Origin of the sequence: Desulfosporosinus acididurans, from assembly GCF_001029285.1 — a bacterium.
GTDB lineage: Bacteria > Bacillota > Desulfitobacteriia > Desulfitobacteriales > Desulfitobacteriaceae > Desulfosporosinus > Desulfosporosinus acididurans.
In genome coordinates this window covers 202,713-216,274 of the sequence record NZ_LDZY01000002.1, presented here as the reverse complement: position 1 = coordinate 216,274, position 13,562 = coordinate 202,713, and the positions used below count along the sequence as shown (strand labels likewise).

10 protein-coding genes and 1 pseudogene are annotated in these 13,562 nt (G+C 39.6%); 1 reads left to right on the top strand and 10 read right to left on the bottom strand.

Annotated elements, in window-relative coordinates; translation table 11 throughout:
• Window position 1: 1 nt before the first annotated feature.
• From DEAC_RS03090 to DEAC_RS03045, 10 genes are all read right to left on the bottom strand, one after another.
• Entirely contained in the window at window positions 2-289 is a 288-nt protein-coding gene (locus tag DEAC_RS03090) for a UxaA family hydrolase (RefSeq protein ID WP_047808575.1), read from the bottom strand.
• A 318-nt stretch (window positions 290-607) separates the two neighbouring features.
• A complete protein-coding gene (locus DEAC_RS03085) occupies window positions 608-2,566 on the bottom strand; it encodes a sigma-54-dependent Fis family transcriptional regulator (protein WP_047808574.1) in 1,959 nt (652 codons plus the stop codon).
• Window positions 2,567-2,847: 281 nt separating this feature from the next.
• Window positions 2,848-3,195: a cupin domain-containing protein gene (locus DEAC_RS03080; protein WP_047808573.1), complete on the bottom strand. Its 348-nt coding sequence runs from the start codon at window positions 3,193-3,195 to the stop codon at window positions 2,848-2,850.
• 26 nt (window positions 3,196-3,221) lie between these two features.
• Window positions 3,222-4,871: an L-lactate permease gene (locus DEAC_RS03075; protein WP_047808741.1), complete on the bottom strand. Its 1,650-nt coding sequence runs from the start codon at window positions 4,869-4,871 to the stop codon at window positions 3,222-3,224.
• A 219-nt stretch (window positions 4,872-5,090) separates the two neighbouring features.
• Window positions 5,091-5,867 (bottom strand): LytR/AlgR family response regulator transcription factor, encoded by a 777-nt coding sequence (locus DEAC_RS03070; protein WP_047808572.1) that lies wholly within the window; start codon window positions 5,865-5,867, stop codon window positions 5,091-5,093.
• Between the two features lie 13 nt (window positions 5,868-5,880).
• Window positions 5,881-7,581: a LytS/YhcK type 5TM receptor domain-containing protein gene (locus DEAC_RS03065; protein WP_047808571.1), complete on the bottom strand. Its 1,701-nt coding sequence runs from the start codon at window positions 7,579-7,581 to the stop codon at window positions 5,881-5,883.
• A gap of 210 nt (window positions 7,582-7,791) precedes the next feature.
• A complete protein-coding gene (locus DEAC_RS22035; RefSeq protein ID WP_053006264.1) occupies window positions 7,792-8,610 on the bottom strand; it encodes a GDSL-type esterase/lipase family protein in 819 nt (272 codons plus the stop codon).
• Window positions 8,611-8,653: 43 nt separating this feature from the next.
• Window positions 8,654-9,628 (bottom strand): DHHW family protein, encoded by a 975-nt coding sequence (locus tag DEAC_RS03055; protein WP_242847062.1) that lies wholly within the window; start codon window positions 9,626-9,628, stop codon window positions 8,654-8,656.
• A gap of 221 nt (window positions 9,629-9,849) precedes the next feature.
• Window positions 9,850-11,256: an MBOAT family O-acyltransferase gene (locus DEAC_RS03050; RefSeq protein ID WP_047808569.1), complete on the bottom strand. Its 1,407-nt coding sequence runs from the start codon at window positions 11,254-11,256 to the stop codon at window positions 9,850-9,852.
• A gap of 46 nt (window positions 11,257-11,302) precedes the next feature.
• Complete coding sequence (locus DEAC_RS03045) at window positions 11,303-11,782, bottom strand: DUF4358 domain-containing protein (protein WP_047808568.1); 480 nt, start codon at window positions 11,780-11,782, stop codon at window positions 11,303-11,305.
• A 404-nt stretch (window positions 11,783-12,186) separates the two neighbouring features.
• On the opposite strand from DEAC_RS03045, the pseudogene DEAC_RS03040 reads away from it, so the two are divergent.
• Window positions 12,187-13,472: pseudogene (locus DEAC_RS03040) on the top strand (IS110 family RNA-guided transposase).
• Window positions 13,473-13,562: the final 90 nt, after the last annotated feature.

Below are 13,562 nucleotides of genomic sequence, written 5' to 3'. Positions count from 1 at the left end.
TTTACTTATCTCCACGGCCGCGCAAGCTCTCCATGTTATGAACATGAACGTGCTGGCCGACTTTAATATCTGTAGTTGCGCCTCCAAGGCTTTCTCCGTATTTAATAACCTCTTCACCTTTTTTAATCTCCCGAATAGCCACTTTATGACCAAGGGGGATATCCTGAAGAAGAATTACCGATTGTTCTTGATCTCCTATAAAATAATGAATTTCAGTACCCGATGTAAAATCGTCCACTAAGGTGGCTACATTGTCTTTAACATTAATCACCACTGCTTGTTTTTTCAAAGAGATTCACCTCCAAATTAATACCTGATTTATTTACGCAAAAAACATGCCATATTTTAATGGTTGTCAAAATTAGGATCCACTCCCACTTGTAGAAGGGGGAGTCTTACGATTGGATAAAGTATTTGGAGCCAAGAATATTATGCTTTGCTCCTTGATTACATCACAGCAAAAGCAGCACCGCTTTATAATTCAACAACTTTGCGTTGCAAACTAAAACGATGCTGCATTATGCAACAATTTATACAATACCACTATTACGCCCAGTTCTAAATATAGCAAAAGTGTGTTAAAAGGACCGTCCCCCTGACACTCCTGTCACTCTTGGCGTCTTTTGCGCCAGAGGGTTGAACGGTCAATGCCAAGTCGTCTGGCAGCACGGGTAAGATTATGATTTTCTAACTGCACAACTTTCTCAATCACACGCTTTTCGATGTCATTTAAACTTCCTTGAACGGATACAACGTTTTCAGCAGGATCAGATGTCTCAGGCGGCTGAGAAAAAAGTGCCTTTTGCTGGCTTTCGGGATTCTGATGAGGTCGATCTAAGAGATGGGCAGACTCGTTTTGGTTTTTAATAAAGGAAACAGCCATTAAACTTTCTGGAAGGATCAAGTCGGTTTCAGACAGAACAATAAGTTTCTCAACACAATTTCTTAATTCCCGCACATTACCGGGCCATTGATAGTTTTCAAAGGCTTGATAAACTTCTTCGGTAAAGTTGAGCTTGGGCTTTCCCAATTTAGGAGCAAGCTCATGAAGGAATTTCGTCATCAAAAGCCGTATATCCCCTTTTCGTTCCCTCAGAGGGGGAACCGTTAAACCTAAAACATGTAAACGGTAAAATAAATCTGCCCGAAATTCGTTCTTCTCCACAGCTTCATTCAGCCTGCGATGGGTAGCTGAAATAAGTCGTACATCCACCGGAATTACCCGGTCACCCCCAACCCGCATGACTTCCTTTTCTTGCAAAACCCGCAGCAAACGAGCTTGGACATGGAGGGGCAATTCCCCAACCTCATCAAGAAAAAGTGTTCCTCTGTGGGCTAATTCAAAGAGTCCAGCTTTTCCGCCTTTGCGAGCCCCGGTAAAAGCCCCCTCTTCATACCCAAACAGTTCACTTTCTAACAAATTCTCCGGCAAGGCAGCACAGTTTACAGCCACGAAGGGACCATTTTGACGCAGGCTCACTTGATGAATTCCCTGGGCTAAAATTTCCTTTCCCGTACCCGACTCCCCCTGAATCAAAATGCTGCTGTCTGTAAAGGCGTATTTTCGGGCTTGATTTAGTATTAAATGTACAGAATTGCTGTCTCCAATAAAATCCTTTAGTGAGAATTTAGCAATTAATCCTTTGTGGTAGAGCTTTCGACGAATATTATATTCGGCTTGCTGAATCTCCTGGGCATTCTGCAAGGTCACTACTGTCCCTAAGTGGGTATCTCGGACAAGTATGGGGTAAAGATTTAGAACCAAATCTCTTCCGTTCACCCTTTCAGGGTGGCCTGTGAATTTTTTAAAATGAATCCCTGCCAACAATTGAGGTCGGAATAGAGTCTTGGCCGGCTTCCCTAAGATATCTGGAGTAAGCTCCAGCATTTTTAATGCTTCGGCATTTATGTTAACAATTGTCTCGTTTTTATCGATAGTGACTACACCTTCATGAACTGCATTAAGAATTACTGTACTGAGTGCTGTTTTGGCACGATCCCTTTCCAGAGCTTCAATAAGCCCCTCAGCTTGTAAAATGGCTGCAGCAATTGATTCCGGCCCAGACTTAATGAGATGCACCGGTCGATTTAAAATTTCCGAATAGCGAACAGCAAGAGTGTCTCCGATAATTACTTTTGTTTGCGCCAACTCTTCTTTATTCAGGGACTGGAGTGAATCATTTCCTTCTTCAAGTTCATATATAAAGTAGTTAAGCCCAAACATTTCTGCAACAGTTCGACAGCCTTTAATGACGGAAGGAAAACCAATAATACCGAAGGAACCCTCAATATCCCTCAAAGGATAGAAAGCCCGCAAGATATCATAACCGGTCACCTCAACGTCAACGACAGGAATAGTTACGGCTTGACGAATTAAGGAAGCTGTTCCTCCACGGCTAATAATTACTTCAACCCCGTCATTAAGAGCCTTTTGGGCAGCCGCCGCACCATCGCTCATATCTGCCACAATAACGCGGCACGGCTTTTTCAGTACCTCAACAGTTTTTCTAGCCTCTTCGGCAAGCTCTTCATAAGGTGCAACAAATAAAACGCGCGAATAGTCCATATGTCCTCCCCAAAATTCTCATTAAATGCTTAGTTGTGACATCAGAACAAAGTCTTCAGCGAAAGAACCACTGTTTGACCATACGAATTAGTCATATTATATACTATCCCAGCAAGAGGACATACGAATATCTTAAAAATACCATGGACCTTCAAGTAGAGCTGCTTCGCCCACAAGAGCGAAGTTACCGCATGAAACAAAGCTCAATGTTAGGCAACAAATAAGGGCTCAGGTCAAAAATAAATGTTTGACCTAAGCCCCTATGCCTTAAGGCTTGAAAATTACAGTTTTATTACCTCAACAGGAACAGGTCCGCAAACACCTACGAAAACAAAGCGATTGGTTCCTGTATTTCTCATCCCATGAGTTTGACCCGCTTTGGCCAAAATAGCCATGCCCTTTTTAATGTTCACCTCTTGACCTTCACCAGCAAAATAAAGTCCGGATTCCCCTTCTAAACATATCCAAACATCGTCAGCATTTGGATGGGCATGCAAAAAAACTTCTTGCCCTGGTTCGAGACACCACATGGCGGCCAGTGTTTTATCAGATTCATAGACTGACACCTTCTGCGGAGCATTCTTATCAAATTTCGCCAATTGCTCCAAATCAAATACTCTATCTTTCATGATCATGACCCCCTTCTAATTTTCTACTAGGCAGCAATTACAGGAAGAGCTCCCGGAATGACATAGGCAAAAATCAAGATCATAACAATAACAATGCCCAAAAGTGTTACCGAATATTTCAGAGTACGTCTGAAGATATCTGTCTCCCTCCCAACTAACCCAACGGCCGCACAGGCAATTGCTATAGATTGAGGAGAAATAAGCTTACCAATGATTCCGCCGGTTAAACTGGCAGACACAGTTAGGATAGGATTTAAGCCAAGTTGGCCCGCTGTCACTTGCTGTAGTTTACCAAATAAGGCAGCTGAAGAAGTAACAGAACCGGTAAGAAATACTCCTAACCAGCCTAAAATTGGAGAGAATACGGGGAAAATAACACCGGTTGAAGCGAACGCCAGACCTAACGTATACGACATGCCCGAATAATTGGCTAAATAGGCCAGGCCAAGTACTGAGGCAATAGTCACTAGCGAGAAGAATAATTGTTTTAACGTTTTGCTAAAAACTCTTACTCCAGTCGCCGGACTTATTCCTAAAATAATCATTGAGATAATTGAGGCAACTAGCATAGCAGTTCCTGGTGCGGCAAAAAAATCCCATTTGTAGTTCGCAGCATAGACGGCAGGTTTAGTTGCAATGGGTGCAGCCTTATAAACAAGGCCGTCTAAACCCGGCCAATGGGGAATATTAACAAACCACTTTAAATCCTTCGCCACCCAATCTTTAAACATAGACGTACTCCAAAATCCCATGACGAGGGTTAACATTAAGAAGGGTGACCAGGCCTTAAAAACCTGACCTCCTGTATAGTGAGGTTCATTAGCCGCCGATATTTCCTGATCATTGGGAAAACGCCAAATAGATTTAGGTTTCCAAAAACGCAGAAACAACGTCATGCAAAATAAAGAGACAATCGGTGAAACAATACTTGGAAGTGTTGGTCCCAGGTAATTCGTTACAATGAAAAAGGGAATCGCGAAACTAATCCCAGCCACTAGAACCGCCGGCAAAACTTCTACTGTTTTTTTCCATCCAGCCATGACGATTAACATAGCAAAAGGAATAATAATAGCTACAATTGAAACCTCACGACCAACTGCCGCAGTAATAATATTTTCGTTAATACCAGTGACCGATCCCATCATAATCGTCGGAGTTCCCACAGGCCCAAAAGGAACCGGCGGAACATTGGCCACAAGGCAAATAACAGCCGCCCATAAGGGATCAAAGCCCAAACCGATTAACATAGCTGCGGCAATGGCTACGGGTGCACCCTGACCGGCTGCCCCTTCCATAAAGGCTGAAAAGCAAAAAGCAATCAGCAAGGCCTGCATTCGGCGATCGCTGGAGATTGAAGAAATAGAACTTTTAATAATATCGAATTGTCCAGCTTCAACAGTAAGATTATATAAGAAAACGGCTGAAACAATAATCCAGCCAATGGGAAACAGTCCATTGACCGCCCCTAAGATTGTGGAGGAAACCGCAGCACCAACAGGCATTTTATAAACGAGTACAACATCAATAATTGCTATCAATAAGGTTAAAAGTCCGGCGACATGACCCTTCATACGCTTTATGGCCAGGGCCCAGAATAAGAAAAAGATCGGGATCGCAACAACTAATGCGGTTAGGCCAGTGCTTCCTAATGCTGAGTAATTCTGTAACCAGTGCATGTCATTCATTCCTTTACCAATTATTTAAGTACAGGAACCCCCCTAGAAAAAGAAAATCTTAGAAATTTAGTCCCTTTACGCACCGCCCTTCATTAATAAATCAAACAAAATTTGCAATTCTGATTGTATTTTACAAAGGAAAAGTTCACTGAACTTCGATTTAACAAAAAAGACAGGATATTATGTCTAAACAGCCATAAATCCTGTCCGAACGGATTTTTACAGTTTTAAACGTTGTCTTAACGATTTAACGTGCGTACGACTAACATGAATTCCCGAACCATCTTCCATCGTTAAATTGAATGTGTTATTAAACCAAGGAACAATAGCCCTAATTTTATTGAGATTGGCGATATAACTCTTATGAACTCTTAAAAAGGAGTCTCCTAAAATGCTCTCCAGTTCATTTAAGGAATAATGGGTTAGATAATTGCCATCACCTGCAAACACCCTGACAGATCGCTCTTCAATTGTTGCATAGATAATGTTTTCGATCGGAATTAAATATATCGTTTCATTTTCTTCAACTTTGAGTTTCAATTTATCGTTATTCGTCCGAAGTAGCGCGTAAATGCTATCTAACTTGTCTTTAAACTCGCTGGACAGAGTTCCTTTGTCTCTCTCCATTTCTATACGAGTTTTTAGTCGCTGGAGCGTTTCAAACAGCCTATACTCTTTGAAAGGTTTAAGCAAATAATCTGCAGCATTTAAATCAAAAGCCTGCACAGCATAATGATTATAAGCAGTAGCAAAAACGATGGCAGGCTTAACAGCAAATTCTTTATCCTTCGAAATTCTTAAGGCAGTGTCGATACCGGAACCGTCAGGCATCTCTATATCCAGAAAAACTACATCGGGCTTTAATTCTCTTACTTTTTGCAATACTTCTTCGTTGGTTGAGGCTTCACCTATGACCATAACGCCCTGCATTTTAGTCAGTAGATAAACAAGTTCGTCCCGGGCTGGCTGTTCATCATCTGCTACGATAACTCTCATTGCATTCTACTCCTTAAGCGATTTCCAAATGGGATACTTCAGGAATTTTTAAAGTCACCACAGTCCCTCTGCCAAGATCACTGTTAATCGTGAATTTTGCCTGCCCATGGTAGGCATATTTCAATCTCTGTTCAATATTTTTAAGGCCAATGCCTAACCCTTTACTTTGAACGGTTATTCCTGATTGCAATAATGTTAAGGTTTCTTCGGGTATACCTACTCCATTATCAATGATTTTAATCACAAGATAGCCTTCATCCTCAACAGCCGAAATAATCACCTTTCCGCCTGAATTTAAGGGATAAATCCCATGTTTAATGGCATTTTCAATTAATGGCTGAAGTGTTAATCCCGGGATCTGCCAATTTAAAGTTTCCTCCGCTATCTGTTCCTGGACATTTAAGCGATCAGAAAATCGTGCTTGCTCAATTGCTAAGTAAGCTCGAATATGATCACATTCCTCCCGCAAGGAGACAAAACGATTACCACTCTGCAAATTTATTCTAAAAAAGTCACCTAACTGTAATAATAAATCTCTAGCTTTACCGGGGTTTGTTCTGCAGAAGGACACAATGGTATTGATAGCATTAAACAGAAAGTGAGGATTAATCTGGGCTTGGAGTGCTTTCAATTCGGCTTTACTAACCAAGTGAGCCTTTGTTTCTAAAGCTGACAGTTCCAACTGAGTCGAAAATAATTGCCCAAGCCCCTCGGCAAATTCCCAATCAACTTTTGTTAAACTTCCTTTTCCTTGCCTGAATATTTTGAGTGAACCTACAACAGTGTTCTTAAACTTTAAAGGAACAATTAAGGCTGAACCCCGAAGGCCAGTATTCTCAAAAGATCCGCTTTCTTCTCCACTCACAGCCAATTTTATTTCACCTGTTCGTATGCTCTCCATCGTCTCCTTAGCCATGAACCCCAGGGCATCTGTTTGGTGATCCGCCGCTTTGCCCACATGGGCCAAGACATTGTGATCTCCAGTGATTGACACGGCACTAAAATCGGAGCGTTCAATAATTATATCGCAGACTTTCTTAGCCGTTTCTTCATTGAGTCCGAGCCGTAAGATAGGGAGAGTCAGGTTCGCGATATATAATGCTTTTTGTGCCTGCAGGGCACCAATTCGTTCTTCTTCAAGAATAGACTTTTGACCAATTCCGTAAAAAACAGCAATTCCTATTCCATTCATCACAATCATGGGAGGGCCCATCGTTTTGACGACATCCCAACCTGCAGAGGTGGGTTGGGCCAATAAAATCATTGCCATCTCCAGGATTTCAGAACCAATACCAATTAAGACGGTCTGCTTCCAAGTTAACATTTTGTTGGAAGCATGTTTACTAAGAACTCCGGCTAAAAAACCATCGAGTACTGTCGCAATTCCACAGCTCAGGGCTGTTGATCCCCCCAAGAGCAGTCGATGCCCCCCGGCAATAATCCCTGAAGCCAAACCTACAATCGGCCCGCCTAAAAGTCCACCGGCGACAACTCCCACTATTCGTGAATTTGCTAAAGCTCCTTTTGTCGGCAGACCAATATAGGTTCCAACAATCCCTACACTTCCAAATAGTAATATGAGAATGACTTTTTCTTTTGTATTAATCATTCCTTGTATTGTCCTTTTGAATAAGGGAGTAAGGCTTAATAAATAGGCAATAGTAATTATAAAACTTGTGTTTAAGGCAAGCTGCTTAAAAAGACTTGAATACATTCCTAACCTCCCTTTATGAAGTTTCACTTTGAGAAGCGTTTAATCTAATCCTGAAGAAAACTTGTTTAAAACTCAAAACAAAATTTTCCCAACAGATTAATAATTAATCGCCCGTAAATACAATTAAACCAACCCGCCATGCCTTTCTTTGCTTGGACTTGCCGGGTTGGTTCTTAGGGTCAAGGTCTAGTGATTGGATAAAATTAAGCGCTATTTAAGAAGGTTCTCCAGATAGGTTAGCCACATACGATAGAAATCCGATTTAAAATGAATGCCATCGCCTTCGTACAAGTTTTTATTGCTGTCATTCAAGATCGAGCTTAAATTAACATAGTTTACGTTTTCTTTATTTGCCATCTCAAGGAGTCCGGTATTGCATTCTTTAATATGGGCATTGTTAAGGTGAGGGTTTTTAACAATGTTCTCCAAAACAGGAAGCATAGATGTGACATAAATTTGGGAATTTGGCAGGTTGACTTTTAACTTTTCTACTAACTTCGTATAGTCGTCTACAAGGACTTTGCTTGAAGTTCTGTCATCTGCCTCATTTAAACCGATAAGTATAAAGACACGCTTAGGCTTGAGTGCTATAACTTTATCAGCCTCGTCAATGCCTTTAGTAATACTAAGACCCATTTCTGCAATAACTCTGCTGTCATCTAAATAATCATAAAATGATAATCCTTCCGTTATAGAATCACCAAGGAAAGCATCATCCTTAAAGAATTCTTTAAAATCCGAGGTCTGTTGTGCCGCAGGCTCATTGGCAGAAGTTATAGGCTGCGATTTTGTCTCTTGCGCATCAGTAGTATTGGGAGAGCTTTTTTCAGCGGTATTTGTAGGAGCTGTTGATTCTTTGTTTGAGGAACCCGCGATAGTATTGTTGTCTGTAGCAGGACTCTGAAGAGAACCTGAAGCCTGAGCTTTATTAGAACCGGCAAAAACAAAAATTGATACGCCTGTGACGACCACAACAAAAATTATCAGTCCCAGTATTATTGGCCAGCGTTTTAATTTTCTAATATCCATAAGCCCTACCCCCATACCCAATAGTTATCTGAAAATTATCAATTTAATTGGATGAGTCATTATAAAATGTATTTACATTATATAAAATGAGCAGATCATTGATCTTATTCGTTGTAACTAATTTACTTATGTCATCTTCATAATACCTTGGATCTACAACATAGATTTCACTATAATGACTCATGAGAAAAGGAATTAAGCAGTTAGCAAAGGAATCTTTAACTATTAAAAGCTTTTTCCCACCGGGTACACTAGTCGTTATTTTTACTAGACCGTAATTCCCGCCAAAAAATACATTGTACTTGTCTTTTGTCTGAAGACTTTTCATATCATAAATAGTATTGGTAACTTTGTTCAAATCAACATAGTCCACTGTATAACTTTTTTCATCTTTAGGAACGTATAGTTCAATACTATCTGGTTTTAGAAATTGATAACCACTTTTTGATGCCAATGAACCCAGAAAATCATCAGTGACATCCTTAATATTATAATAGCTTTCAGCATGAGCCTTGAATCCCATATACTTCGAAAGCTCTTGATATGCATAATAAGCGCCCTTCGACGTCCAATGATGATCTGTCCGGTAGAAAATGTATTCATTCTTTTTGGAATTCAAGGTATCAGATACATCAACGAATTTTATACTTTTATCAAGTAACTGCTTCGTTTGCTTAAGAGCCGCCGCTTCACTGTCCGTTGGAGCATATGCCGGAAGATAATCCTTTAATATCTCTGCAGTCGTCGGAACCATCATTAAATACTTGTTTGCCAAGGGAGCTTGAGCCGCAATCTGATTAATGGTGTCAAGTTTAGACTTAAAACTTCGGGTGCTAGGTTTAATGTATGTTTGAATTAAGTAGTTATGTTGACTTAAGAATACACCATTACTTTCATTTTTAAGGAATAATCTTTCACAGTCAGTTTTAATTCCGATCCACAAATCTCTTAATACGAATTGGTCTTCGATATACTTCTCATACTCTTTAGTAAACCGTCCTTGAAAGAGATTTTCCAAGGAGAAGACAGGCTTCTGTTCAAGGTCCCTATTTTCTGTTTCAGAAAAGGTTTTAATCGGTGATATCAAATTGAAGAAAACAAGTAAGAAGATATATATACCCACGAAAATTCCCAAAAAATATTTATATGATAAACTATAATTCTTCAAAATAATTCTTCTTTCTCCAAAATTACATAACTATCGCGCATAGTTAACTCAACTTTCAAGCGAAAGTTGAGTTAGAATCTGAAATATAAAAATGGATTATAGCTTTCATTAACTAAGTAGGCAGTACATAATACGACAATGAGCATATAGGCAACAGGAATAGCAATGGTTCCGGTTACTTTCATAGTTTTCTTAAATTTATTCAATAAATTACGCATAAGAGGTGTGGAACAAATGGCGAGTATAACAAACAATATGGCATTAGTATAGAGATAGTATAATGAATGCCCATCAATCAGTTTATTAGCTCCAATCCCAAACATTGTTCTAATAAACCCTAACCCTTGACTTAAGCTGTCAAACTCAAAAAATACCCAGCCTACAATGACAACCAAAAGTGTATAGACATGACCTATAAATCTGGGTTTATTGTTAAGCCATTTTAATAAGAAGAATTTCTCTAATACTACAAAACTTCCGAAGTATAAACCCCACACAATAAAATTCCAGTTAGCTCCGTGCCAAAAGCCTGTTAAAAACCATACAACAAACAAATTTCGCAGTTGTTTCCATTTACCTTGTCTGTTTCCCCCAAGAGGTATGTACAAATATTCTCTAAACCATGTACCGAGTGATATATGCCACCTCCGCCAAAATTCCGTAACATTCCTGGATATATAAGGGTAATTAAAGTTTATATTTAATTCAAAACCAAGCATCTTGGCAAGGCCGATAGCCATATCAGAATAGCCGCTAAAATCAAAGTAAATTTGAAAGGTGAAGGAAATAATTCCTATCCATGCTGTGAGAATAGATATTTCCCCCTGCGGAGTTGCTTTGATGCTGGTCCATAAGATGCCAATATTATTAGCAAGCAAAACCTTTTTAGCTAGCCCGATAATAAAAAGCTCAAGGCCATCTAAAAATTGAACTAAGTTTTGTTTTCTGTTGTCTATCTGCTTTGAGATATCAATGTACCGTACTATCGGCCCAGCAACAAGTTGAGGAAACATAGTTACAAATGTAGCATAGGCTAAAATCTTCTTTTGTGCAGGGACTTTCCCTAAATAAACATCGATAATATATGACATAGACTGGAACGTATAAAAGGAAATTCCCAGAGGTAAAGGAAGACTTTTAATCGTTAAATTAAGATGAAATAAGGCCGAAACGTTGCTGACAAAAAAACCATAGTACTTAAAAAAACTTAGCAGGCCAAGATTTACTACTAAAGACGCAATTAAGCCCAATCTTTTTATAACGATATTCGCAGAATTTTTTTCAATAATCAGCCCATTAGTATAATCAAAGACTATTGCGAAAAGCATAATTACTATATAGACAGGTTCTCCCCAAGCATAAAATATTAAGCTGGCAAGAATTAAAACAATATTTCTTAGAGACTTTGGTACGATATAATACAAAAGAAGAGTAATGGGCAAAAATTTAAAGATAAAAAGCAGACTACTAAAAACCAAATTGCCACTTCCTAAACGAAATCAAATTAAATTAGATTTAAAAACACTAATTAAGCACTTGATCGATTGCACTGGAAATTTTGTCAGCATCTTTGGAAATAATTAAGATAACAAAATTCCCCTTAGCTTTGACGATATTATGTTGAACAAGATATGTCTCGTCAGGAAGATATCCGCCGAAGTTCCTTTCTTGCTTATTGATGCGTTTCTTAATTTGGTCTTTAATACTTTGAATATCATTAGAATTTTTAACTTTGAAAATAGCTAATTCATCAGCTTTTATATTAGAAGATGCCGTGTAAAGTGCGAAATCAGAAAGTTCGTCACTATTTATGCCATATAACTTCTTTAATTCTGCAGCATCTGCAAGTCTCATTTTAGAAATATCAACTGTTTGTTTGACTTTCTGAACTATATCTGCCGCAGAAGGGTCTTTAGCCGCTACTGTTTGCGATGAACCACATCCAACTAAGGTTATGACCGTAATTAACAGCATTAAAGAAATAATTCCAAACTTTTTCACCATTTCCCTTTATCCCCCGTTTTCGTAAATAAGTACCCAAATTTCTTGGTAATATGTGAATAAACTCATAAGTATAGGCTATATTAATCTGAAAACCTTGTCAAGACGCAAATTATTACAGAATTATTACAGTATGTTTAAATTATTATTACGGTGAATTTTCCAATTCTAATCTTGATTTAGAAGTCTCGTAATAGTATATTTATAGCAAAATATCGCAAAAAAGCTATACGATTCTTCAGGGCAGCATAATCTAAGATGACGATGTTAGATACTAGTTCTTTGTTCAGAAAGGAGCATTCCTGTAGTAGGAAAAAATGAGCTTTGTCAAAAAGAAGACCTCACGTTACAATTTGAAAGGACTGTTGGCCAACAGAATCCAATCAAAATAACGGAGGTCATCCCAAATGAATTTTACACAAAACGAGAAACTAAAGCAACTTTCTGAAAGAAGTATTGTTATCGGAGTGGACATCGCCAGCGAGCTTCATTACGCCAGGGCTTTCGACTGGCGAGGAGTAGAGCTGGGCAAAGTATTCAAGTTTGAAAACAGTGCTGAAGGATTCAGGGATTTCTATGCATGGATTGAACGTTTAAAAGGTCAAGCACAAAAGGACTGCATAGTGGTAGGCGCAGAGCCAACCGGCCATTACTGGTTCGGCCTGGCATCATATCTAAAAGAGCAAAGCATTAAGCTAGTCCTCGTAAACCCATTCCATGTAAAGCGTAGTAAGGAGCTTGATGACAACCACCCCAGCAAAACGGATGCTAAGGACCCCAAAACAATTGCTAAGCTGGTCATCGAGGGGAGATACAATGAGCCCTATATCCCGGAGGGGATCTATGCAGAACTGCGAATAGCGATGGCTTGCAGAATGCGCATCCAAAAGGAAATGAGCAGTATAAAAAATCGCATTCAGAGGTGGCTGAAAATCTACTTTCCCGAGCATGAAACGGTGTTTGGAAAGTTTGATGCGACAAGTAGCATGCTGGTTCTGCAAGTTGCCCCGCAACCTAGGGATATCAAAAGACTTGGAGTAGAAGGAATAAACCGAATTTGGAGAGACAACAAGTTGAGAGCAGTCGGAATGAAAAGGGCTAAGAGCCTGTATGAAGCTGCTCAGAAGAGCATTGGTTGCACCGAAGGAGAGTCTTGTTCCCGAATGGAAATTCAGCTATTACTCCAAGACTATCACACTAAAACAGCACAATATCAGGCAGTCATAGAAACCATCGATGAGTTGTGCCGTCAGATACCAGAAGTAGCGAAGTTACTTGAAATTAAAGGTGTTGGCCTTGTTACCGTGGCAGGCTTTCTCTCCGAAGTTGGAGATATTAGACGCTTTAATTCTCCAAAGCAGATCCAAAAGCTTGCGGGCTTAGCCTTACGAGAAAGCAGCTCAGGTAAGCACAAGGGACAGACCACGATCAGTAAGCGCGGCCGCGCACGACTGAGGGCAATCCTATTTCAAGCAGTGATGCCGCTAGTCGCAAAAAAACGCAGAGTTTGCAGAGATACACAACTACTACACAACAAGGATCAAGAATCCCCTGAAGAAGAAACAATCACTAATTGCCCTTAAGCTGTAAACTAATTCGGGTGTTCTATGCAATATTAACAAAAGGTACAGAATACGATCCAGAAAAGCTAATTAAGGACATTCATCGTCCAGTTGAGCATTTAGCAGCGTAATTAGAATAGCAGCGAAACCATAAGAAACAAACGATCTGTGGGTTAAAGCGTCACCACAGAAGCGAGCAATCCAGGTAACCTAGCAAAACA